This window comes from Kitasatospora sp. NPDC056651, assembly GCF_042792155.1.
In the GTDB taxonomy this organism is placed as follows: Bacteria; Actinomycetota; Actinomycetes; order Streptomycetales; family Streptomycetaceae; genus Kitasatospora.
In genome coordinates, this window is sequence record NZ_JBHTWX010000054.1 from 1 (window position 1) to 21,942 (window position 21,942).

22 protein-coding genes and 1 riboswitch are annotated in these 21,942 nt (G+C 71.4%); of the genes, 18 read left to right on the forward strand and 4 right to left on the reverse strand.

From position 1 onward, the window contains the following. The 4 genes from ACFRAR_RS21340 to ACFRAR_RS21355 form a co-directional block, all read left to right on the forward strand. Window positions 1–3,489 (forward strand): multifunctional oxoglutarate decarboxylase/oxoglutarate dehydrogenase thiamine pyrophosphate-binding subunit/dihydrolipoyllysine-residue succinyltransferase subunit (locus ACFRAR_RS21340; RefSeq protein ID WP_380699695.1); only part of this gene is annotated, 3,489 nt, incomplete at its 5' end. A gap of 144 nt (window positions 3,490–3,633) precedes the next feature. Further along, window positions 3,634–3,813 carry a DUF6104 family protein gene (locus tag ACFRAR_RS21345; RefSeq protein ID WP_049649445.1) on the forward strand — a complete coding sequence of 60 codons (180 nt, stop codon included), beginning with the start codon at window positions 3,634–3,636 and terminating at the stop codon, window positions 3,811–3,813. 203 nt (window positions 3,814–4,016) lie between these two features. Then, window positions 4,017–4,925: a DUF4097 domain-containing protein gene (locus tag ACFRAR_RS21350; RefSeq protein WP_380699696.1), complete on the forward strand. Its 909-nt coding sequence runs from the start codon at window positions 4,017–4,019 to the stop codon at window positions 4,923–4,925. A 1-nt stretch (window position 4,926) separates the two neighbouring features. Next, window positions 4,927–5,979 carry a PadR family transcriptional regulator gene (locus ACFRAR_RS21355; protein WP_380699697.1) on the forward strand — a complete coding sequence of 351 codons (1,053 nt, stop codon included), beginning with the start codon at window positions 4,927–4,929 and terminating at the stop codon, window positions 5,977–5,979. Between the two features lie 60 nt (window positions 5,980–6,039). Here the strand turns inward: ACFRAR_RS21355 and ACFRAR_RS21360 are convergent, their stop codons facing one another. Both ACFRAR_RS21360 and ACFRAR_RS21365 read right to left on the reverse strand, forming a co-directional pair. Continuing rightward, on the reverse strand, window positions 6,040–7,002 hold the full coding sequence (locus tag ACFRAR_RS21360; protein ID WP_380699698.1) for a zinc-binding dehydrogenase: 963 nt from the start codon (window positions 7,000–7,002) through the stop codon (window positions 6,040–6,042). Window positions 7,003–7,102: 100 nt separating this feature from the next. Continuing rightward, window positions 7,103–8,296, reverse strand: a complete 1,194-nt coding sequence (locus ACFRAR_RS21365) for an NADP-dependent malic enzyme (RefSeq protein ID WP_380699699.1) — start codon at window positions 8,294–8,296, stop codon at window positions 7,103–7,105. Between the two features lie 895 nt (window positions 8,297–9,191). Between ACFRAR_RS21365 and ACFRAR_RS21370 the strand changes: the two genes are divergently transcribed. The 4 genes from ACFRAR_RS21370 (at window position 9,192) to ACFRAR_RS21385 (ending at window position 12,634) form a co-directional block, all read left to right on the forward strand. After that, a complete protein-coding gene (locus tag ACFRAR_RS21370; protein WP_380699700.1) occupies window positions 9,192–10,127 on the forward strand; it encodes an ABC transporter substrate-binding protein in 936 nt (311 codons plus the stop codon). A gap of 37 nt (window positions 10,128–10,164) precedes the next feature. Then, window positions 10,165–11,142 carry an amino acid ABC transporter permease gene (locus ACFRAR_RS21375; RefSeq protein ID WP_380699701.1) on the forward strand — a complete coding sequence of 326 codons (978 nt, stop codon included), beginning with the start codon at window positions 10,165–10,167 and terminating at the stop codon, window positions 11,140–11,142. Further along, the gene (locus ACFRAR_RS21380) at window positions 11,139–11,942 is read left to right on the forward strand and encodes an amino acid ABC transporter ATP-binding protein (protein WP_380699702.1); all 804 of its coding nucleotides are present in this window, start codon (window positions 11,139–11,141) and stop codon (window positions 11,940–11,942) included. The genes ACFRAR_RS21375 and ACFRAR_RS21380 overlap by 4 nt, the downstream gene beginning before the upstream one ends. Window positions 11,943–12,052: 110 nt before the next feature. Next, window positions 12,053–12,634 (forward strand): CGNR zinc finger domain-containing protein, encoded by a 582-nt coding sequence (locus tag ACFRAR_RS21385; RefSeq protein ID WP_380699703.1) that lies wholly within the window; start codon window positions 12,053–12,055, stop codon window positions 12,632–12,634. Window positions 12,635–12,667: 33 nt separating this feature from the next. On the opposite strand, the gene sodX is transcribed toward ACFRAR_RS21385, so the two are convergent. After that, the gene (sodX, locus tag ACFRAR_RS21390) at window positions 12,668–13,120 is read right to left on the reverse strand and encodes a nickel-type superoxide dismutase maturation protease (protein WP_380699704.1); all 453 of its coding nucleotides are present in this window, start codon (window positions 13,118–13,120) and stop codon (window positions 12,668–12,670) included. A 176-nt stretch (window positions 13,121–13,296) separates the two neighbouring features. Between sodX and sodN the strand changes: the two genes are divergently transcribed. The 8 genes from sodN to ACFRAR_RS21430 all read left to right on the forward strand — a co-directional run bounded on the left by sodN (window position 13,297) and on the right by ACFRAR_RS21430 (window position 19,755). Further along, window positions 13,297–13,692 (forward strand): superoxide dismutase, Ni, encoded by a 396-nt coding sequence (gene sodN, locus ACFRAR_RS21395; protein WP_045699892.1) that lies wholly within the window; start codon window positions 13,297–13,299, stop codon window positions 13,690–13,692. Between the two features lie 88 nt (window positions 13,693–13,780). Then, window positions 13,781–13,930: riboswitch (cobalamin riboswitch) on the forward strand. Window positions 13,931–14,039: 109 nt separating this feature from the next. Continuing rightward, window positions 14,040–15,104, forward strand: a complete 1,065-nt coding sequence (locus ACFRAR_RS21400; protein WP_380699705.1) for a FecCD family ABC transporter permease — start codon at window positions 14,040–14,042, stop codon at window positions 15,102–15,104. A gap of 23 nt (window positions 15,105–15,127) precedes the next feature. Beyond that, a complete protein-coding gene (locus tag ACFRAR_RS21405; protein ID WP_380699737.1) occupies window positions 15,128–15,937 on the forward strand; it encodes an ABC transporter ATP-binding protein in 810 nt (269 codons plus the stop codon). A 22-nt stretch (window positions 15,938–15,959) separates the two neighbouring features. Continuing rightward, the gene (locus ACFRAR_RS21410) at window positions 15,960–16,952 is read left to right on the forward strand and encodes an ABC transporter substrate-binding protein (protein ID WP_380699706.1); all 993 of its coding nucleotides are present in this window, start codon (window positions 15,960–15,962) and stop codon (window positions 16,950–16,952) included. An 87-nt stretch (window positions 16,953–17,039) separates the two neighbouring features. Further along, entirely contained in the window at window positions 17,040–17,423 is a 384-nt protein-coding gene (locus ACFRAR_RS21415; protein ID WP_380699707.1) for a nuclear transport factor 2 family protein, read from the forward strand. 10 nt (window positions 17,424–17,433) lie between these two features. Next, a complete protein-coding gene (locus ACFRAR_RS21420) occupies window positions 17,434–17,910 on the forward strand; it encodes a GNAT family N-acetyltransferase (protein WP_380699708.1) in 477 nt (158 codons plus the stop codon). Window positions 17,911–18,098: 188 nt separating this feature from the next. After that, complete coding sequence (locus ACFRAR_RS21425; protein ID WP_316526340.1) at window positions 18,099–18,509, forward strand: anti-sigma regulatory factor; 411 nt, start codon at window positions 18,099–18,101, stop codon at window positions 18,507–18,509. Window positions 18,510–18,684: 175 nt separating this feature from the next. After that, window positions 18,685–19,755 carry an RNA polymerase sigma factor SigF gene (locus ACFRAR_RS21430; RefSeq protein WP_380699709.1) on the forward strand — a complete coding sequence of 357 codons (1,071 nt, stop codon included), beginning with the start codon at window positions 18,685–18,687 and terminating at the stop codon, window positions 19,753–19,755. 36 nt (window positions 19,756–19,791) lie between these two features. On the opposite strand, the gene ACFRAR_RS21435 is transcribed toward ACFRAR_RS21430, so the two are convergent. Next, window positions 19,792–20,220: a hypothetical protein gene (locus ACFRAR_RS21435; protein WP_380699710.1), complete on the reverse strand. Its 429-nt coding sequence runs from the start codon at window positions 20,218–20,220 to the stop codon at window positions 19,792–19,794. A 50-nt stretch (window positions 20,221–20,270) separates the two neighbouring features. On the opposite strand from ACFRAR_RS21435, the gene ACFRAR_RS21440 reads away from it, so the two are divergent. Both ACFRAR_RS21440 and ACFRAR_RS21445 read left to right on the forward strand, forming a co-directional pair. Next, on the forward strand, window positions 20,271–21,242 hold the full coding sequence (locus ACFRAR_RS21440) for a diacylglycerol/lipid kinase family protein (protein WP_380699711.1): 972 nt from the start codon (window positions 20,271–20,273) through the stop codon (window positions 21,240–21,242). Window positions 21,243–21,611: 369 nt separating this feature from the next. Further along, on the forward strand, window positions 21,612–21,863 hold the full coding sequence (locus ACFRAR_RS21445) for a WhiB family transcriptional regulator (protein ID WP_014138019.1): 252 nt from the start codon (window positions 21,612–21,614) through the stop codon (window positions 21,861–21,863). The last annotated feature ends 79 nt before the right edge of the window (window positions 21,864–21,942 follow it).

Below are 21,942 nucleotides of genomic sequence, written 5' to 3' on the forward strand. Positions count from 1 at the left end.
GCCCCGGCTCCGGCCGCTGCCCCGGCTCCGGCCGCCGCTCCCGCGCCGCTCGCCGCCGCGCCCGCCGCGCCGCCGGCCCCCAAGGCCGCCCCGGCTCCGGTCGCGCCCGCCACCGACGCCGCCGCCGGCCCCGAGCTGGTCCAGCTGCGCGGCCCGGCGAAGGCCGTCGCCACCAACATGGACGCCTCGCTGGAGGTGCCGACCGCGACCTCGGTCCGCGCCGTGCCGGCGAAGCTGTTGATCGACAACCGCATCGTCATCAACAACCACCTGCAGCGCGCCCGTGGCGGCAAGGTCTCCTTCACCCACCTGATCGGCTACGCCCTGGTCCAGGCCGTCAAGGCCGCGCCGGGCATGAACTACAGCTACAAGGTGGAGAACGGCAAGGCCTTCCTGGTCAAGCCGGAGCACGTCAACCTGGGCCTGGCCATCGACCTGGTCAAGCCGAACGGTGACCGCCAGCTGGTCGTCGCGGCCATCAAGAAGGCCGAGACCCTCGACTTCTTCGGCTTCTGGCAGGCCTACGAGGACATCGTCCGCCGGGCCCGCGCCAACAAGCTGACCATGGACGACTTCACCGGCGTCACGGTCTCGCTGACCAACCCCGGCGGCATCGGCACCGTGCACTCCGTGCCGCGCCTGATGCAGAACCAGGGCACCATCGTCGGCGTCGGCGCCATGGAGTACCCGGCCGAGTTCCAGGGCTCCGCCCCGGAGACCCTGTCCCGCCTGGGCGTCTCCAAGATCATGACGCTGACCTCGACCTACGACCACCGCGTCATCCAGGGCGCGGCGTCCGGCGAGTTCCTGCGCGAGATCCACCGCCTGCTGCTCGGCGAGAACGGTTTCTACGACGAGATCTTCGAGTCGCTGCGGATCCCGTACGAGCCGGTCCGCTGGGCCACCGACGTCGCCACCACCCACGACGACGAGGTCAACAAGACCGCCCGCGTCATCGAGCTGATCCACTCCTACCGGGTCCGCGGCCACCTGATGGCCGACACCGACCCGCTGGAGTACAAGCAGCGCAAGCACCCCGACCTGGACGTCACCACCCACGGCCTCACCCTGTGGGACCTGGAGCGCGAGTTCGCGGTCGGCGGCTTCGGCGGCCAGAAGATGATGAAGCTCCGCGACATCCTCGGCCTGCTGCGCAACACCTACTGCCGCACCGTCGGCATCGAGTACATGCACATCCAGGACCCGAAGCAGCGCAAGTGGCTGCAGGAGCGCCTGGAGAAGCCGTACGCGAAGCCGGAGCGCGAGGAGCAGCTGCGGATCCTCCGCCGCCTGAACTCGGCCGAGGCCTTCGAGACCTTCCTGCAGACCAAGTACGTCGGCCAGAAGCGCTTCTCGCTGGAGGGCGGTGAGTCGCTGATCGCCCTGCTGGACGCGACCATCGACGCCGCCGCCGAGCACCGCCTGGACGAGGCCGTCATCGGCATGGCCCACCGCGGCCGCCTGAACGTGCTGGCCAACATCGTCGGCAAGCCGTACGGCAAGATCTTCGGCGAGTTCGAGGGCAACCTCGACCCGAAGTCGATGCACGGCTCCGGCGACGTCAAGTACCACCTGGGCTCCGAGGGCACCTTCACCGGCCTGGACGGCGAGACCATCAAGGTCTCGCTGGCCGCGAACCCCTCCCACCTGGAGACGGTCGACCCGGTCGTCGAGGGCATCGCCCGCGCCAAGCAGGACATCCTGGACCAGGGCGGCACGACCTTCCCGGTGCTGCCGATCCAGGTCCACGGCGACGCGGCCTTCGCCGGCCAGGGCGTCGTCGCGGAGACCCTGAACATGTCGCAGCTGCGCGGCTACCGCACCGGCGGCACCGTGCACGTCGTGGTCAACAACCAGGTCGGCTTCACCGCCGCCCCGGCCAGCAGCCGCTCCTCGATGTACTGCACCGACGTGGCCCGCATGATCGAGGCCCCGATCTTCCACGTGAACGGCGACGACCCGGAGGCCGTGGTCCGCATCGCGCGGCTCGCCTTCGAGTTCCGCCAGGCGTTCCACAAGGACGTCGTGATCGACCTCATCTGCTACCGCCGCCGCGGTCACAACGAGGCCGACAACCCGTCGTTCACCCAGCCGCTGATGTACGACCTGATCGACAAGAAGCGCTCGGTGCGCAAGCTGTACACCGAGGGCCTGATCGGTCGCGGCGACATCACCATGGAAGAGGCGGAGCAGGCGCTCCAGGACTTCCAGGGCCAGCTGGAGAAGGTCTTCGCCGAGGTCCGCGACGCGGCCCAGACGCCGGCCGACGCCACCGCCGGCAAGCCGGTCGCCGACTTCCCGGTCACCATCCGGACCGGCATCTCCCAGGAGATGGTCAAGCGGATCGCCGCCTCGCAGGTCAACCACCCGGACTGGCTGACCGTCCACCCGCGCCTGCTGCCGCAGCTCCAGCGCCGCGCCGCCTCGGTCGAGGACAACACCATCGACTGGGCGATGGGCGAGACCCTCGCCATCGGCTCGCTGCTCATGGAGGGCCACCCGGTCCGCCTGGCCGGCCAGGACAGCCGCCGCGGCACCTTCGGCCAGCGGCACGCCGTCCTGATCGACCGCAAGACCGGCGAGGACTACACCCCGCTGCAGTACCTCACCGAGGACCAGGCCCGCTACACCGTCTACGACAGCCTGCTGTCGGAGTACGCGGCCATGGGCTTCGAGTACGGCTACTCGCTGACCCGCCCGAACGCGCTGGTCATGTGGGAGGCGCAGTTCGGCGACTTCGTCAACGGCGCGCAGACCATGGTGGACGAGTACATCGCCTCCGCCGAGCAGAAGTGGGGCCAGCACTCGGGCGTCACCCTGCTGCTGCCGCACGGCTACGAGGGCCAGGGCCCGGACCACTCGTCCGCCCGCCCGGAGCGCTTCCTGCAGATGTGCGCGCAGGACAACATGACGGTCGCGATGCCGACCCTGCCGTCGAACTACTTCCACCTGCTGCGCTGGCAGGCGCACAACCCGCACCACAAGCCGCTGGTCGTCTTCACCCCGAAGTCGATGCTGCGTCTGAAGGCCGCGGCGAGTGCGGCCGAGGAGTTCCTGTCCGGCTCGTTCCGCCCGGTCATCGGCGACTCCACCGTCGACCCGGCGCAGGTCCGCAAGGTGGTCATCACCGCCGGCAAGTTCTACTACGACCTGGCGGCGGCCCGCACCGAGCGCGGCGTCACCGACACCGCGATCGTCCGGGTCGAGCGGCTCTACCCGCTGCCGGTGGCCGAGCTCCAGGAGGAGCTGGCCCGCTACGGCGACGACGTCCAGTTCGTCTGGGCCCAGGAGGAGCCGGCCAACCAGGGTGCCTGGCCGTTCATCGCGATGAACCTGGTCGACCACCTCCAGGTCGTCATCGGCCGCAGCGGCGGCGACGCCCGCCTGCGCCGTGTCGCCCGCCCGGCGGCCTCGTCGCCCGCGGTCGGCTCGGCCAAGCGCCACGCCGCCGAGCAGCAGGCGCTGGTCGAGGAGGTCTTCGCGCTCTGACGCGCGAGGCCCCGCTGTTCGAACGCCCGCGGCCCCGCTCTCCCCACCGGGAGGGCGGGGCCGTCAAGGTCGCCGTCGGCACCTGGCGGGCGAGCCGACCCGTCTATCCTGACCAGGTCAATCCCCATCCGACCGGAGCGAACCGTGTACTTCACCGACCGAGGCATCGAGGAGCTGGAGAACCGGCGCGGCGAGGAGGAGGTCACCCTCGGGTGGCTGGCCGAGCAGCTGCGCACCTTCGTGGACCTCAACCCGGACTTCGAGGTCCCGGTCGAGCGGCTGGCCACCTGGCTGGCGCGGCTCGACGACGAGGACGACGAGTGACCCGGTGAACGCCGCCGTGAGGCCCGGGAGGCAACCGCCTCCCGGGCCTCACGCATGTCCGGGACCGGCCACCCGTAGGGGCGGGATCGGGGTCGGTTCGGGGTCGGGATCGGGGGCGGGCACGCTTGACTCCGCCCGCACGCGATATATCGTCTTTAAAAGAGAACGCGATACATCGCGATCGACAACGGGAGGCGGCAGAGATGAGCCAGTGGACGGTCGAGGGCACCGAGAGGATCACCTTCGACGAGCCGGTGCGCGCGCTCCACGTGCGGACCATCGAGGGCACGGTGAACGTGGTGGCGGCCGACGGCCCGACCCGCCTGGAGGTCACCGAGCTGGTCGGCGACCCCCTGCACGTGACCCTGGTGGACGGCGTCCTGACGGTCACCTACAAGGACATCAACAGCTGGGGCGAGTTCGGCGACTGGCTCAAGTCGGTCGGTTCGGTGAAGAACTTCTTCGGCAGCTTCAAGCGCAAGCGGATCGCCGGCGTGACGGTGACCGTCCCCACCGACGTCGAGGTCAAGGTCGGCACCGTGTCGGCCGACGCCACCGTCACCGGGGTCTCCGGGCACGTCTCGGTGCAGAGCGCCAACGGCGACACCACCCTCGCCGGGGTGACCGGCCGGATCGACGCCTCCACCGTCACCGGTGACGTGGACGCCCAGGCGGTGGGCGGCGTGCTCAAGGTCAACACCGTCTCCGGGCAGCTCACCGTCATCGCCGGCACGGCCGACCGGGTCCAGGCCAACACCGTCACCGGCGCCGTCACCCTGGACCTCGACGTGGCCGGCGAGACCGACGTCAAGGTCAACACCGTCAGCGGCCCGGTCGTGGTCCGCATCCCCTCGCTCGCCGACGCCACCGTCGAGGCCGGCTCCACCAGCGGCGACGTCTCCAGCACCTTCGAGCAGCTCCAGATGAGCAGCACCTGGGGCGCCAAGAAGATCTCCGGCCGGCTCGGCGAGGGCCGCGGCAGCCTCAACGTCACCACCGTCTCCGGCGCGGTCACCGTGCTGCGCCGCCCCGACGCGGAGGACGAGGGCCCGGTCGTGGTCAAAGAGCTCCCGGCCGGTCCGGGCACCCCGAACCTCACCAAGGAGGCCTGAGATGACCCCGGTGTTCGGCCACGGCCGGCTGCGGCTCTACCTGCTGAAGCTGCTGGACGAGGCCCCGCGACACGGCTACGAGGTGATCCGGCTGCTGGAGGAGCGCTTCCAGGGCCTGTACGCCCCCTCGGCCGGGACGGTCTACCCGCGGCTGGCCAAGCTGGAGCAGGAGGGCCTGGTCACCCACACCACCGAGGGCGGTCGCAAGGTGTACCGGCTGACCGACCCGGGCCGCGCCGAACTCGAAGCCCGGCAGAGCGAGTTGAACGAGCTGGAGCTGGAGATCCACGACTCCGTGGCGCAGCTCGCCGGGGCGATCCGGGAGGACGTCCGGGAGGGTGCCAAGGACCTGCGCGAGGAGCTGTGGAGCGCCGCCAAGCAGGCGCCGGGGCCGGAGCGCGCCGAGCGGGCCGGTGACCCGTGGGCCGGGCCGTGGGGCGACAACGAGTCCTGGCAGCGCGCCAAGGAGGAGTTCGCCCAGTTCAAGCAGCAGGCCAAGGAGCAGGCCAAGCGCGCCCGGGAGCAGGAGAAGGCCGCCAAGGCCAAGGCGAAGGCCGCCGAGGAGGAGGCCCGCCGGCTGCGCGAGCAGGCCAAGGCCTCGCGCACCGCGGCCCAGCAGGAGGCGCTGCGGATCAAGCGCCGGGTCGAACAGCAGGTGCGCGAGCACGCCGCCAAGGGTGACTGGCCGACCGGACTGGCCGAGGGCCTGTCCGAGCTGACCAAGGGCCTGGCCGGGCTGGCCGACGCGGCCCGCTGGGGCCACGGCGCGGAGGAGCCCGCCGAGCCCGCCGAGCCCGCCGAGCCGGCCGAGCGGGTCACCGTGACCCGGATCGACCTGGACGAGGACGGGCCCGGCGCCCCGGCCGACCTGCCGTCGTGGGCCCGCACCGACCCGGCCGGGGACCCGGCCCGCGAGCTGGAGCGGTTGCTCGACCGCTTCCGCGACCAGGTCCGCGACGCGGCCCGGGACGGCGGGGTGAGCCCGGCCGGGCTGGCCGAGGCCGGCGCGGTGCTGGGCGCCGCGGGCGAGCGTCTCAAGCGGCTGCTCGGCTGAGCCGGCGGTCCGGCGACGGCCCGGTGCCCCCCCTCGCGGTGGGCACCGGGCCGTCGCCGTTCAGGGCGTGAGGACGATCTTGCCGAAGACGTCGCCCTTGGCGAGTCGGGCGAAGCCCTCCCGGGCCTCGGCCAGCGGCAGCACCGAGTCGATCACCGGCCGGACGCCGGTGTTGGCGCAGAACGCGAGCAGCCCGGCCAGTTCCTCCTTGGTGCCCATGGTCGAGCCGACCACCTTGAGCTCCAGGAAGAAGATCCGGTTCAGCTCGACGGAGCCGGGGTTGGGGCCGGAGGTGGCCCCGGAGATGACGATGGTGCCGCCCGGGCGCAGCGACTTCACCGAGTGCGACCAGGTCGCCGCGCCGACCGTCTCCAGCACCGCGTCCACCCGCTCGGGCAGCCGGGCGCCGCTCTCGAAGGCCGCGTCGGCGCCGAGCTCCACCGCCCGGGCTCGCTTGGCCTCGTCCCGTCCGGTGACCCAGACCCGCAGGCCGGCCGCCTTGCCGAGGACGATCAGCGCGGTCGCCACCCCTCCGCCCGCGCCCTGCACCAGGACGGTGTCGCCGGGCTTGACCCCGGCGTTGGTGAACAGCATCCGGTAGGCCGTCAGCCAGGCGGTGGGCAGGCAGGCGGCCTGCTCGAAGCTCAGCCCGGCGGGCTTGGGCAGCAGGTTCCAGGTGGGCACCGCGACCCGCTGGGCGAAGGTGCCCTGGTAGCGCTCGGTCAGGATGGAGCGCGGCTCGTCGGGGCCGACGCCGTGGCCGCTCTGGCCGATCACCGAGTGGAGGACCACCTCGTTGCCGTGCTCGTCGACGCCGGCGGCGTCGCACCCGAGGATCATCGGCAGCTTCTCGGCGGGCAGGCCGACCCCGCGCAGCGACCACAGGTCGTGGTGGTTGAGGCTGGCGGCCCGGACCGTGACCACGCTCCAGCCGGGACGGGCCTGCGGCTCGGGGAGGTCGCCCAGCTCCAGCCCGCTCAGCGGGTCGGCGGCGTCGATACGTGCGGCGTAGGCAGCGAACATGCCACCGGACGATAGCCGCGACGGCCCGGGGCCGGGAACCACGCGGCGGTGTGACGCGTGTCCCGGCCCCGGGCCGTTTGCCGACTGTGCGGTCGGATCGTCAGATCCGCGCCACGCCCTCCGCCCGGGCGGCCTCGGCGACGGCCTTGGTGACCGCCGGCGCGACCCGCTCGTCGAACGGCGAGGGGATGACCTTCTGCGGCGTCAGCTCGTCGGCCACCACGCCGGCCAGGGCCTTGGCGGCGGCCAGCTTCATGCCCTCGGTGATCCGGGAGGCGCGGACCTGGAGGGCGCCCGCGAAGATGCCCGGGAAGGCCAGCACGTTGTTGATCTGGTTCGGGAAGTCGCTGCGGCCGGTGGCGACCACGGCGGCGTACTTGTGCGCGACCTCGGGGTGGATCTCCGGGGTGGGGTTGGCCATCGCGAAGATGAACGCGCCCTCGGCCATGGTCGCGACGACCTCCTCCGGCACGGTGCCGCCGGAGACGCCGATGAACACGTCGGCGCCGGCCAGCGCGTCGGCCAGCGAGCCCTTGAGGCCGGTGCGGTTGGTCCGCGCGGCGATCTCGGCCTTGACGTCGGTCAGGTCGCCGCGGCCCTCGTACACCACGCCCTTGCGGTCGCAGACGGCCACGTCGCCGATGCCGGCCGCGACCAGCATCTTGGCGATCGCGATGCCGGCCGCGCCGGCGCCGGAGATGACGGCCCGCAGCGAGCCGATCTCACGGCCGGTCACCTTCGCCGCGTTCCACAGGGCGGCGGTGCTGACGATCGCGGTGCCGTGCTGGTCGTCGTGGAACACCGGGATGTCCAGGGCCTCCTGGAGCCGGCGCTCGATCTCGAAGCAGCGGGGGGCGGAGATGTCCTCCAGGTTGACGCCGCCGAAGGAGGGCGCCAGCCGGACCACGGTCTCGACGATCTCGTCGACCCCGGTGCAGTCGAGCGCGATCGGCACCGCGTCCACGCCGCCGAACTGCTTGAACAGGATGGCCTTGCCCTCCATCACCGGCAGCGAGGCCTGCGGGCCGATGTCACCGAGACCCAGCACCGCGGTGCCGTCGGTGACCACCGCGACGGTGTTGGACTTCCAGGTGTAGTCGTTGACCAGCTCCGGCTGCTCGGCGATGGCCGTGCAGACCCGGGCGACACCGGGGGTGTAGGCGAGGGACAGGTCGTCCGCGTCGCGCACCGGGACGGTCGCCCGGATCTCCATCTTGCCGCCGCGGTGGAGCGCGAAAACCGCGTCGACCGGATCGTCGGTGTCCTGGATGCTGCTGATGATCTCCGCTGCCACGATGACCTCTTCGTCAGTGATCTGGCGAGGGCACGCGACCGACGGACGGGCGACCCCGTCCGGAAACCGGAAACCGGGTACGCCGAAGCGGACCCGGGACGAGGGTCGGGGCGCAGCCGTCGGGCGGCGCCCTCGAATGAGGGTGTTATGGGGTCTGGTGTTGTCCGTGTTGTGCTTCCCGCCCGAGCGTAGGTCGGACGACGGCATCGCACCTATGCCTTTTCGTCCTCGTCACGTACGGTTCATCGCCGCGCTGTCGCGTCACGGAGGTCCGGCGTCGGAAGCACCGGACCCCGGCGGCGGCGACGGCATGAGCGCACGCGCACCCGCGGGGGTGAACGCAGATCCGAAGGGGAGTCGGGCGTTCCGGATACGGAGCCGCGTGAGACTTCCGTTCCTGGACACCCCGAGCCTGTCGGGGCTCGTCGGTCTGGTTCGAGCGTTCGGGGGTCACCCGGTGACGATTCTGACACACCGGCGGCCGGGCCCGGCAGGGCGGGACGGAACAGTCCGGTCCGCATACCTATGCGCACAGTGACAGGGCCACGGGATGGGTCCGAATAGCGGACAGCGCGACCCCTCGTTATCCGATTTTGATCTGGATGAGGGCCACCTGGGTGTCATCAGATGGCAGGATTCCCCCCATCTCCGATCGAGTCGGCCCATGGTCGAGGCGGTTCGGTCGACGTCCACCTCGGCGGAGGGTGGCGGAAGCAGTACCTCGTAAAACCCCGGACGGCGTCCCACGCGCCCGGGCAACTGCACGACCCGGCCTGCACGTACGACGACGTACGACGACACGAACGTACCGAACCGTCCGGTTCGCCGTTTCCGGTGCGCCGCTCCCGCGGCGCGCTCCGCCCGACCTCTCTCCCCCAGGATGGAGATCCCCCTCATGAGCGCCCGTACCCAGCGCAACCGACTCCTCGCGGCCGGCCTGGTCGCCGCCTCGTTCTCCCTCGCGCTGACCGCTTGCAGCAGCAGCAGCAAGGACGAAGGCAGTGGCGCCCCCAACGCCTCCGCGACCGTCAACGAGGTCAAGGCCGACCCCAAGCTCGCCTCGCTCGTCCCGGACGACGTCAAGGCGGCCGGCAAGCTCCTGATCGGCGCGGACGCCTCGTACGCGCCGGACGAGTTCAAGGACGACAGCGGCAAGGTCATCGGCATGGACGTCGACCTGGCCAACGCCATCGCCGCCAAGCTCGGCCTGAAGGCCGAGGTCCAGGACTCCGGCTTCACCGCGATCCTCCCCGGCATCCAGTCGAACAAGTTCCAGCTCGGCATGTCCTCCTTCACGGACAAGAAGGAGCGCGAGGAAGTCGTCGACATGGTCACCTACTTCAACTCCGGCAGCGCCGTCGCGGTGAAGAAGGGCAACCCGGAGAAGATCGACCCGAAGGACCTCTGCGGCAAGAAGGTCGCCGTCCAGACCGGCACCACCCAGGCCGACGAGATCAACGACACCCGCGACCCGGACTGCGTCAAGGCCGGCAAGCCGGGCATCCAGAACGGGGGCGACAAGTTCGACCTCCAGACGGACGTCACCAACGCCGTGGTCTCCGGCCGCGACCAGGCGATGATGGCCGACTCCCAGGTCGTCGACTACGCGGTCAAGCAGTCCGGCGGCCAGCTGGAGAAGGTCGGCGAGACCTACGGCGTGGCCCCCTACGGCGTCGCCCTGGCCAAGGGCTCCAAGCTCACCCCCGCCATCCAGGGCGCCGTCCAGTCGCTGATCGACGACGGCACCTACAAGCAGATCCTCACCAAGTGGGGCGTCGAGGCCGGCGCCATCGACAAGTCGGTGATCAACAGCGTCGCCGCCGGCCACTGACCCTCGTACGCTCCATCTTCTCCCCCGAGGCCACACCGTGAACTCTTTGGACAAGGGGACGGCGGAGAAGGGACGGCCCGACACCATCCGGGCCGTCCCCGTCCGCCACCCCGGACGCTGGGCGGGCGCCGTCGTCATCGCCCTGCTCGCGGCGATGCTGCTGAGCGCCCTCTTCACCAACCCCGCTTTCAAGTGGGACATCGTCGGTCAGTACCTGTTCCACGCCAGCATCATGCACGGCCTGCTGGTCACACTGGAGCTGACCGTGCTCGCCATGCTCATGGGCGTGGTCGGCGGCATCGTCCTCGCGGTGATGCGCCTGTCCCCCAACCCGCTGCTGGCCGGCGTCGCCTGGGTCTACATCTGGGTCTTCCGCGGCACCCCGGTGCTGGTGCAGCTGGTGTTCTGGAACTTCCTCGGCCTGATCTGGGCCAAGCTGTCGATCGGTGTCCCGTGGGGACCGGAGTTCTGGTCCCAGCAGACCAACGTGCTGATCCCGACCTTCGTCGCCGCGCTGCTGGGCCTCGGCCTCAACGAGGCCGCCTACATGGCGGAGATCGTCCGCGGCGGCATCCAGTCGGTGGACGAGGGCCAGGCCGAGGCCGCGCACGCGCTCGGCATGAGCCGGTTCCAGGCGATGCGCCGGATCGTCCTGCCGCAGGCCATGCGGGTGATCATCCCGCCGACCGGCAACGAGACCATCTCGATGCTCAAGACCACCTCGCTGGTCTCGGTGATCTCCCTGGAGGAGATCTTCCGGGCCGGCCAGGTGATCTACTCCCGCAACTACCAGAACATCCCGCTGCTGATCGTGGTCAGCCTCTGGTACCTCTTCTTCACCTCCGTGCTGACCATCGGCCAGTACTACCTGGAGCGCTACTACGCCCGGGGTTCCAACCGCACCCTCCCGCCCACCCCGCTGCAGCGGCTCCGGGGCCTGTTCGCCGGGAAGCCCGCCGCCCCCGGGACGTCCCCCCGCACCGCCCCGGGGCACGACGGAGGTGGTCCCGCATGACCGATCCGACCAAGCCCCCCGCCGACGCCGCCGCGTCCGCCGAGCCCATGGTCCGCGCCGAGAACGTGCACAAGTCCTACGGGCTGACCGAGGTGCTCAAGGGCATCGACCTGGAGGTCAGGCAGCGCGAGGTGTTCTGCCTGATCGGCCCGTCCGGCTCCGGCAAGTCGACCTTCCTGCGGTGCATCAACCACCTGGAGAAGATCAACGCCGGCCGCCTCTGGGTGGACGGCGAGCTGGTCGGCTACCAGCAGCGGGGCGACCGGCTGTACGAGCTCAGGGACCGCGAGGTCGCCGTCAAGCGGCGCGACATCGGCATGGTCTTCCAACGCTTCAACCTGTTCCCGCACATGACCGCCATCGAGAACGTGATGGAGGCCCCGGTCCAGGTCAAGGGCGAGAGCAGGGCCGAGGCCCGCGAGCACGGCATGGCCCTGCTCCAGCGGGTGGGCCTCGCCGACAAGGCGAAGAACTACCCCTCGCAGCTCTCCGGCGGCCAGCAGCAGCGCGTGGCGATCGCCCGCGCGCTGGCCATGAAGCCCAAGCTGATGCTCTTCGACGAGCCGACCTCCGCGCTGGACCCGGAGCTGGTCGGCGACGTCCTCGACGTCATGCGCGGCCTCGCCGAGGAGGGCATGACCATGGTGGTCGTCACCCACGAGATGGGCTTCGCCCGCGAGGTCGGCGACGCGCTGGTGTTCATGGACGGCGGCGTGGTGGTCGAGTCCGGCACCCCCCGCGAGGTGCTCACCAACCCCCAGCACGAGCGCACCAGGGCCTTCCTGTCCAAGGTGCTCTGAGAGCCCCACCGTCGGCGCCCGGCAGGCCTGACCTGCCGGGCCCGACGTTTTCTCCGCCCAGGTAATAGGCTGGAGGCTGTCAGCCTGTTACCGAACCTGGAAGGACCCCTGTGGAGCTCGCCGCGTACGCCGATCTCGCCGTTCGGCTGGTGAACACCGAGGAGCCCGAGCGCGGCACCGACACGCTGACCTCGGTCGAGGCGGTGCGCGGACTGTTCTCCGACTCCTCGCGGGCCGCCGCGCTCGCCGACGAGTCCGACCTGCCCCGGCTGCGGGCGGTGCGCACCAGGCTGCGCGGGGTCTTCGAGGCCGCCGCCGAGGGGGACGAGATCCGCGGCGTCGACCTGCTGAACAGCCTGCTGATGGAGTACCCGGTCAGCCCGCTGATCTCCGGGCACGACTACCTGGACGACGCCGGACGGCCCCGCTGGCACCTGCACCTGGCCGACAACTCCGCCACCGCCACCGCGCACTTCAGTGCGGTCGCCTGCATGGGCCTGGCCGTCCACCTGACCGAACTCGGCGCCGACCGGCTCGGCATCTGCCAGGCCGCGCCCTGCCGCAACGCCTACCTGGACACCTCGACCAACCGCTCCCGCCGCTACTGCTCGGACCGCTGCGCGACCCGCGCCAACGTCGCCGCCTACCGGGCCCGCAAGCGCCAGGAGGCGGAGGCCGCGGCCCGCGCCTAGCCCGCGCCCAGGTCCTGTCCGGGTCGAGATGCCCTACGGCGTGTCGGCCGCGTCGACCCAGGCGCCCAGCCGGCGGGCCAGGCCCGGCACCCGGGCCAGTCGCGGGGTGAGCAGCAGCCGTTCCAGCCGGCGGCCCGGCGCCAGCCAGGCCGGGCTCGGACGCAGCCGCAGCAGCGCCCGGCCGAGCACCAGCTCGTCCGGGACCGCACCGTAGCTGCGGCTGTCGCTGTCCACCGGACGGTTGTCGGAGAGCAGCCACCAACCCCTGGCCCGGCGCTCCGCGGCCCGCTTCACCACCAGCAGGTCCTGCTGGAAGGGGTGCCGGAAGACCACCACCGCGCCCGGCCGGATCGGTGCGCCGTAGCGGACCAGCAGCTGGTCGCCCTCGCGCAGGGTCGGCACCATCGACGGCCCCGCCACGTCGACCAGCCCGAACGGCAGCACGCCACCCGGTTCACCGTCCTCCGGTCGCGTGCTCCGCGCCACGACTCCTCCTCCGATCGGCCCGCCCCCAGTCTGCCGTACGGACCGTCATCTGTTCGATGCCCGAATTGGCACGGTTCCGGGTCCGCCTTTGGCCCTGGGCCCACCGCCCGATCGCGAAACCGGGAGGGCGGAAGGGTAATCTCAGGCGCGGGAAGACGATCTAAGGAAGGACTCCCATGTTCTCTCGTCTGTTTGCACCGCGCGCCACCGCCCACGCCCACTGCGACCTGCCCTGCGGCGTGTACGACCCGGCGCAGGCCAAGCTGGAGGCCGAGTCCGTCAAGGCCACCCAGGAGAAGTACCAGGCCAACGAGGACCCGCACTTCCGCGCCCGCGCCATCATCATCAAGGAGCAGCGCGCCGAGGCCGTCAAGCACCACATCTCGGTGCTGTGGAGCGACTACTTCAAGGCCCCGCACTTCGAGAAGTACCCGCAGCTGCACCAGCTGATCAACGACACCCTGAAGGCCGCCTCGGCCGCCAAGGCGTCCACCGACCCGGCCACCGGCCAGGCCCTGCTGGACCTGATCGCCGAGGTCGACAAGATCTTCTGGGAGACCAAGCAGGCCTGAGCCTGACGCGTCGCCACCCGGCCGCCCCCGTCCGCACCGTCGGACGGGGGCGGTCGTGCGTTCACGTCCGACCCGCCCTCGGTAAGGGTCGCTTGGCCTGAGCGGCTGTTATGCTGCCAAGGCGTCCGAGGGGGAAGTCCGGTGTGAATCCGGCGCTGACCCGCAACGGTGAGCACGGCCCGTACCAGCCCGGACGGCCGTGCCAGCCCGATCGCCCCCGGCCGCTCGACCTCCCGACAACTCGCCGCGGACTGCGAGGGGAACGGCGCCCCGGCACCCCCGCGGTCCGCGCCCGCCCCGGCGCACCCACGGCCCGAGGCAAGGCGCCACCCGTGAACCGCGCACCCGTGAACCGTGCAGCCGGCCCGCCCACCCGTCGAATACCCGTCGCCCCGCTCGCCGCCGGCCTCGCCGCCGCGCTGCTGCTCTCGCTGGTCTGCGGGGTCGCCCTCGGCTCCTCCGGGATCGGCCTGTCCCGCGTCCTGCGGCTGCTCGGCGCCGGGCTCACCGGCGGCCGGCTGGACGCGGACGAGGCCGCCGCCTACGCGATCGTCTGGGAGATCCGGCTGCCGCGCACCGTCCTGGCCGCGGTGGTCGGCGCCGGGCTGGCCGCCTGCGGGACCGCCGTCCAGGCCCTGGTGCGCAACTCCCTGGCCGACCCCTTCGTGCTCGGCATCTCCTCCGGCGCGGCCGTCGGCGCCAACGCCGTCCTGCTGTTCGGCGCCTTCGCCTCGCTCGGGGTCTGGGCGATCTCCGCCTCCGCCTTCGGCTCCGCGCTCGTCGCCATGACCCTGGTCTACCTCGCCGCCCGCACCGCGTACGGGCTCACCCCGCTGCGCCTGGTGCTCACCGGCACCGCCCTGTCCTACGGCTTCTCCGCCGCCACCACCCTGATGGTCTTCGCCGCCGACCGCGGCGAGGCCGCCCGGGACGCCATGATGTGGCTGCTCGGCAGCCTCGGCGGCGCCACCTGGGGCTCGGTGCCGATCGCCGCCGCCACCGTGCTGGCCGGCCTCGCCTACCTGGGCTGCGCCGCCGGCCGGCTGGACGCGCTCGCCATGGGCGACGAGACCTCCGCCTCGCTCGGCGTGGACCCGGACCGGCTGCGCCGCGAGCTGTTCGTGGTGACCGCCGCCGTGACCGGCACCGTGGTCGCGGTCAGCGGGGCGATCGGCTTCGTCGGGCTGCTGATGCCGCACCTGGCGCGGATGCTGGTCGGCGCCGGGCACCGCCGGGTGCTGGTGATCGCACCGCTCGCCGGGGCCCTGCTGCTGGTCTGGGTGGACATCGCCTCGCGCACCCTGCTGGCGCCCGCCGAACTGCCCGTCGGGGTGTTCACCGCGGTGCTCGGCGTGCCCGCCTTCCTGCTGATGATGCGCCGCCGCGGCCAGGCCTTCGGAGCCGCCCGATGAACCGGCTGAACGGGATGAACCGGATGACCGACCCGACCGGGGCCCGGGGCCCGGGCGAGGACCTCGCCGTCGACGCCGTCTCGGTGGAGCTGGCCGGCACCCGGCTGGTCCACGAGGTGAGCCTGGACGCCGCCGCCGGCCGGGTGGTCGGACTGGTCGGACCGAACGGCAGCGGCAAGTCGACCCTGCTGCGCTGCGTCTACCGGGTGCTCAAGCCGGCCGGCGGCGCGGTCCGGCTGGCCGGCGACGACCTGCACGCGCTCACCGCCCGCGAGACGGCCCGGCGGGTGGCCGCGCTGACCCAGGAGCACTCCGCCGAGTTCGACTTCACGGTCGCCGAAGTGGTCGCCATGGGCCGGCTGCCGCACCGCCGCGGCTTCGGCGCCCCGGCCGACGGCGACGAGGAGCGCTGCGCCGAGGCCCTGCGCAAGGTCCGCGCCGGGCACCTCGCCGAACGGGGCTTCCTGAGCCTGTCCGGCGGCGAGAAGCAGCGGGTGCTGTTCGCCCGCGCGCTGGTCCAGGAGCCACGGCTGCTGGTGCTGGACGAACCCACCAACCACCTCGACATCGCGCACCAGCTGGAGGTGCTGGCCCTCGCCCGCGAGGCCGGACCGACGGTGGTCACCGCGCTGCACGACCTCAACCTGGCGGCGAGCCACTGCGACCTCCTGTACGTGCTGCGGGCCGGCCGGATCGTCGCCTCCGGCCCGCCCCACGAGGTGCTCCGGCCCGCCCTGCTGGCCGAGGTGTTCGGCGTCCGCGCCACCCCGGTGCGGCACCCGGAGACCGGCGCCCTCCAGCTGCTGTTCGACCGCCTCGCCCCCTCCGCCTGACCAGCCCCCCGAAGGAACCACCGTGCGCACCAAGGCCGTTGCCGCCACCGCCCTGCTCACCCTCGGACTCACCGCCTGCGGCGCCGAGATCGCCCCCGAGGAGGCCGCCGCCGGCTCCGCCCACTACCCGGTGACGGTGGAGAACTGCGGCGAGAAGCTCACCTTCGACCACAAGCCCGCCCGGGTGGTCACCAACGACGTCAACATCACCGAGCTGATGCTCTCGCTCGGCCTCGCCGACCGGATGGCCGGCTACGTGATGCCCGACGACAAGGGGAAGATCGACGCGGTGGCCTGGAAGGACGGCTACCAGCAGACCACCTGGCTCTCCAAGAAGGTGCTCACCAAGGAGATCGCGCTGGACGCCAAGGCCGACCTGGTCTTCGCCGGCTGGCACTACGGCTTCGTCGAGGGCACCGGCGTCACCCCGCAGGCGTTCAAGGCGCTCGGGGTCGACTCGTACGTGCTCAGCGAGTCCTGCCGCAGCGGCAAGGGCGCCGAGCGCGGCGTGATGGACCCGCTGGAGGCGCTCTACACCGACCTGGCCAACCTCGGCGAGATCTTCGACGTCAAGGACCGCTCCGACAAGCTGATCGCCGACTTCAAGGCGCGGATCGCCGCCGTCCCGCGGCCCGAGCGCCACCCGTCCGTCTTCCTGTACGACAGCGGGCAGGACAAGCCGTACACCGCCGGGAAGTTCGCCGCCGCGAACGAGATCATCACCCGGGCCGGCGGCGGCAACATCATGGGCGACCGGGCCGACACCTGGTTCACGGCCGGCTGGGAGAGCGTGGTGCGGCTCGATCCGGAGGTGATCGTGATCAACGACTACGCGACCCCCCGCGCCGAGGAGAAGCGCCGGTTCCTCAAGTCCTTCCCGCCGCTGGCCGACGTCGCCGCGGTCAGGAACGACCGGATCTTCGTCATGGACTACGTCGACCTGGTGGAGAGCCCGCGCAACCCGGCCGCGATCGGCGCGCTGGCCGAGTACCTGCGCACCGTGCCGGCCCGCTGACCGACCGCCGACCGCGCTCCTCCGACCGGACGGCCGGGCGTACGCTCAAGGTACGGACCGACGGAACCCGACCGGAGGAGCGAGATCATGACCACCGTGGCGGGCCCCGCCGCCTTCGACGCCCGCGCACTGCGCGAGGGCATCGAACACGGCGACGCCGAAACCCTCCTGGCGCTCTACGCCGAGGACGCCGAACTGCGCATGGTCGATCGCAAGACCCAGCCCAGCCACCCCCTGGTGATGCACGGGCGGGCGGAGATCGGCGCCATGCTGGACGACGTCTACGGCCGCGAGATGACCCACAAGCTGGAACAGGTGGTGGTCCAGGGCGACCACGTCGCCTTCCTGGAATCCTGTCGCTACCCGGACGGCGTCCGGGTGTTGATGTCCTCGATGGCCGACCTGCGGGACGGACGGATCGTCGACCAGACCTCCGTCCAGGCCTGGGACGAGACCGGTCCCGAGCAGTAGGCTCACAGTCATGATCCGCACCGCCGTCGCCAGCGACGTCCCCGTCATCCACGCCATGATCCGTGAACTCGCGGACTACGAGAAGGCCCTGCACGAGGCGAAGGCCACCGAGGCCCAGCTGCACGACGCCCTGTTCGGCGAGAGCCCGGCGCTGTTCGGCCTGATCGCCGAGGACGGGACCACCGGCGAGCCGGTCGGCTTCGCGCTCTGGTTCCGCAACTTCTCGACCTGGCGCGGCACCCACGGGATCTACCTGGAGGACCTGTACGTCCGCCCGGAGGCCCGCGGCGGCGGCCACGGCAAGGCGCTGCTGCTGGAGCTCGCCCGGATCGCCGTCGAGCGCGGCTACTCCCGGGTCGAGTGGTCGGTCCTGGACTGGAACCAGCCCTCGATCGACTTCTACAAGTCGATCGGCGCGGTGTCGATGGACGAGTGGACGGTCTACCGTCTCACCGACGGGGCGCTGGCCGCCGCCGGACAGCGCTGAACGGTCCCGTACGGGCCGGGGAAAGGGTCTGCCACCCTGCGTCGCAATGCCTTACCATGAGTAACTCCCGAACCGGGGTGCGGAAGGCAGAGCGATGGCGGATCCGCGGCACCGGGGCCCCTCCGGGGGTAGCAAGCGGTAACAAGCGGGGTACCAAGAAAGCACAGCGCGCCACCCAGGAGGCAAGGGTGTCCCAGATCGACGGCGATCTCGGTGTTCAGGACTTCGTGGAGGTCCGGCTGCCCGCAGCGGGCGCCTACCTCTCCGTGCTGCGAACAGCGACGGCCGGGTTGGCGGCCCGGCTGGATTTCACCCTCGACGAGATCGAGGACCTGCGGATCGCGGTCGACGAGGCCTGCGCCATCCTGCTCCAGCAGGCGGTGCCCGGCTCCGTACTGTCCTGCGAGTTCCGGCTGGTCGGCGACTCGCTGAAGGTGACCGTCGCCGCACCGACCACCGACGGCAAGGCTCCCGAACGGGACACCTTCGCCTGGACGGTGCTCTCCGCGCTGGCCGGCGAGGTCGACTCCTCGGTCGCCGAGGACAACACCGTGTCGATCAGCCTGCACAAGAAGCGCGGCGGGACCCCGGCCCACTAGTCGGGCCGGCCGGCAGCGAGCAGCACCCAGCACCACCCGCGCAAGGGCCGTCCGCCGATCCCCGCTCCGGGGCCCGGCGGGCGGCTCCCGGTACCGCCCCCGGGGCGGTACGACCAACGAGACGATTCCGGGGCCGCCGGCCCCGGTGCTCCCGGAACGGAACGGGGGAATGGCCGTGAGTGATCTGGACCGTACCGGCCTCGCGACGGCGGGACCTGCCGTACCGACCCAGGCGAGCGTTCCCGGCCTCGCCGCCAACGACGAAGCGCACCCGAAGGACGCCCACCGGATGAGCCACCCCACCGAGCCGACGTCCGATCCGACGCCCGCCTCCGCGTCCCCGCCGGGCCCGGTGAGCCCGGCGGGCCCGGTGGACCCCGCGGACGAGACGAAGGCAGCGAACGCAGCGGACCCGGCGGCCGAGGCGGACCCGGCACCCGAGGCCGAACTGCACGGCGCGGTGCCCGCCCAGGGCTCGCACCGCACCGGCGCCCCGGACCGGGAGGCCGCCCGCGCGCTGTTCGTCCGGCTGTCCGCACTGCCCGAGGGCTCCCCGGAGCGGGTCGAGCTGCGCAACCAGCTGGTGCGGATGCACATCCCGCTGGTCGAGCACCTGGCCCGGCGCTTCCGCAACCGCGGTGAGCCGCTGGACGACCTGACCCAGGTCGCCACCATCGGGCTGATCAAGTCGGTGGACCGCTTCGACCACGAGCGCGGGGTCGAGTTCTCCACCTACGCGACGCCGACCATCGTCGGGGAGATCAAGCGGCACTTCCGCGACAAGGGCTGGGCGGTGCGCGTTCCGCGCCGGCTCCAGGAGCTGCGGCTCTCGCTCACCACGGCGACCAGCGAACTCTCCCAGCGGCACGGCCGCTCCCCCACGGTGCACGAACTGGCCGAGCACCTGGGGATCTCCGAGGAGGACGTCCTGGAGGGCCTGGAGTCCGCCAACGCGTACTCCACGCTGTCCCTGGACGTCCCGGACAGCGACGACGAGTCGCCGGCCGTCGCGGACACCCTGGGCGCGACCGACGAGGCGCTGGAGGGCGTCGAGTACCGCGAGTCGCTCAAGCCGCTGCTGGCCCAACTGCCGCCCCGGGAGCAGAAGATCCTGGTGCTGCGGTTCTTCCGGAACATGACCCAGTCGCAGATCGCCGCCGAGGTGGGGATCTCCCAGATGCACGTGTCCCGACTGCTCGCCCGGACGTTGGCGCAGCTGCGGGAGAAGCTCCTGGTGGAGGAGTAGGACTGACGGTGGCTCAGGTCCGGCGGCCCTGTGTGCTCAGCCCTCCGGCTGGGCGTACAGGGCCGCCGTCGACTTCGGGTTCAGCAGGCAGCCGATGCCCACCAGGCCGAGCAGGCCGACCAGCACGCCGACCGCGACCATCCCGCCGCCGATCTGGCACATGTAGTAGGCGACCGGCAGGCAGATCGAGTTGGTCAGCACCGCCGGACTGCGGCCCCAGCGGCGCTCCTTGAGCAGCGCGCGGGCGGCCAGGATCGGCAACACGCCGAGCAGCACGATGACCGCGCCGCCGAACTCGTTCAGGGCCAGCTGCTTGGCCTCGCCGGAGAGCGCGGACACCATGTCCATGACGCCGACGACGGCCAGCGCGGCGCCCTCCAGGGCGGTGAGGGCGGCGCCCAGGGTCAGGGAGGCCGGACGGCCGGAGCCTGCCGAGGGGGCGGGAGCGGAGGTTTCTGCGGTCACTCCAGCAGGGTAGCCGCCGGTCGGTCCGTACCGACCCGTAGGCTTTCCCCATGCGCGCTCTCCTGGTCGTGAACCACAAGGCCACCACCACCAGTGGCCGGACCAGGGACGTCCTGATCCACGCGCTGCGCAGCGATCTGAAGCTGGAGGTCGCCGAGACCCAGTACCGGGGCCACGCGCGCGACCTGGCCCGCGAGGCGGCGGAGGACGGCACGGTCGACCTGGTGGTGGCGCTGGGTGGCGACGGCACCGTCAACGAGGTGGTGAACGGGCTGCTCGCGCACGGCCCGGGCGAGAAGGTCCCGCGACTGGCCGTGGTGCCGGGCGGTTCGACCAATGTGTTCGCCCGCGCGCTGGGCCTGCCCAACGATCCGGTGGAGGCCACCGGGGCGCTGCTGGACGCGCTGGAGCACGGCCGCGAGCGGCCGATCGGGCTCGGCAAGGCGATGACCGACGGCCTGCCGGACCGCTGGTTCACCTTCACCGCCGGCCTCGGCTTCGACGCCGGGGTGGTGGGCCGGGTCGAGGAGCAGCGCCGGGCCGGGCGCAAGTCCACCCACGCCCTGTACGTCGGCCAGGCCCTGAAGCACTACTTCACCCAGCGTGAGCAGCGCCGTTCCGGCCCGGTCTCCCTGCTCCTGCCGGGGCGGGCGCCGGTTGCGGGCCTGGTGCTGTCGATAGTCAGCAACACCTCGCCGTGGACCTTCCTCGGCAACCGTCCGGTCTACCCCTCACCGCTCGCCTCCTTCGACACTGATCTGGACGTCTTCGGCATCACCCGGATGACGGCGTTCGGCACGGCTCGAACGGTCCGTCAGATCCTGCGGTCGTACGCGTCTTCGAGCGACAGCGCCCCTCCGGCCGGTCCCGGCGGGAAGCACGTCGTCTCCTATCACGACGTCAGACACTTCACCTTGGTTTCGGAGGAACCCAGCCCGTTCCAGGTCGACGGCGACCATCTTGGAGACAGGAGTCGCGTCAGTTTCACAGGCGTTCGGCGGGCACTGCGTGTGATTGTGTGACTGGAAGGGGGGTTCCTCCTTCTTCTCGAACGCACAAGCCCCCTTCACTCCATAGAAGTACTGGCTGTGAGCTAGGCGACACCGAAGAATCCAAAATTCCTCCCCGAAGGGGGTTGTATCCGAGCCCGAGGTTTGCGAACCTCTACATGGCGATCGGGACACATCGCAGCGACGGCAACTCCGGAACCACAGGAGCGCCGACCGCGGGGTGTCCCTCGAATCGCCGAATCCCCCCCAGCACAGACCACCCGGGCCCGGTGGGCCTTTGGTCTCTTTTGCTGTTGCGGGATTCGTGAAAGCGTTCACATTCACAAGCCATTCGATTATGCCGATCGGGCCACCCCCCGCGGCAGGAGGAGTTGGACGACCATGGACTGGCGCCACCGCGCTGTCTGCCGCGAAGAGGACCCGGAGCTGTTCTTCCCGATCGGGAACACCGGTCCTGCTCTGCTGCAGATCGAGGAAGCCAAGGCCGTGTGCCGCCGCTGTCCGGTGATGGAGCAGTGCCTCCAGTGGGCTCTCGAGACCGGCCAGGACGCCGGCGTCTGGGGCGGCATGAGCGAGGACGAGCGTCGCGCCATGAAGCGCCGCGCCGCCCGCAACCGCGCCCGCACCGCCTGATCGCGCAGCGATCACACGCCGTAGTACCCGCAGTAACCGCCGTACCGATCGACACATGATCAAAGGCTTCCCTGCACCT

Coding starts and splice junctions, on each gene's coding strand:
- ACFRAR_RS21405 (WP_380699737.1), top strand. CDS start 15,128: ATGACCGACCCGACCGGGGCCCGGGGCCCGGGCGAGGACCTCGCCGTC.
- ACFRAR_RS21420 (WP_380699708.1), top strand. CDS start 17,434: ATGATCCGCACCGCCGTCGCCAGCGACGTCCCCGTCATCCACGCCATG.
- ACFRAR_RS21380 (WP_380699702.1), top strand. CDS start 11,139: ATGACCGATCCGACCAAGCCCCCCGCCGACGCCGCCGCGTCCGCCGAG.
- ACFRAR_RS21370 (WP_380699700.1), top strand. CDS start 9,192: ATGAGCGCCCGTACCCAGCGCAACCGACTCCTCGCGGCCGGCCTGGTC.
- ACFRAR_RS21440 (WP_380699711.1), top strand. CDS start 20,271: ATGCGCGCTCTCCTGGTCGTGAACCACAAGGCCACCACCACCAGTGGC.
- ACFRAR_RS21350 (WP_380699696.1), top strand. CDS start 4,017: ATGAGCCAGTGGACGGTCGAGGGCACCGAGAGGATCACCTTCGACGAG.
- ACFRAR_RS21415 (WP_380699707.1), top strand. CDS start 17,040: ATGACCACCGTGGCGGGCCCCGCCGCCTTCGACGCCCGCGCACTGCGC.
- ACFRAR_RS21445 (WP_014138019.1), top strand. CDS start 21,612: ATGGACTGGCGCCACCGCGCTGTCTGCCGCGAAGAGGACCCGGAGCTG.
- sodN (WP_045699892.1), top strand. CDS start 13,297: ATGTTCTCTCGTCTGTTTGCACCGCGCGCCACCGCCCACGCCCACTGC.
- ACFRAR_RS21360 (WP_380699698.1), bottom strand. CDS start 7,002: ATGTTCGCTGCCTACGCCGCACGTATCGACGCCGCCGACCCGCTGAGC.
- ACFRAR_RS21355 (WP_380699697.1), top strand. CDS start 4,927: ATGACCCCGGTGTTCGGCCACGGCCGGCTGCGGCTCTACCTGCTGAAG.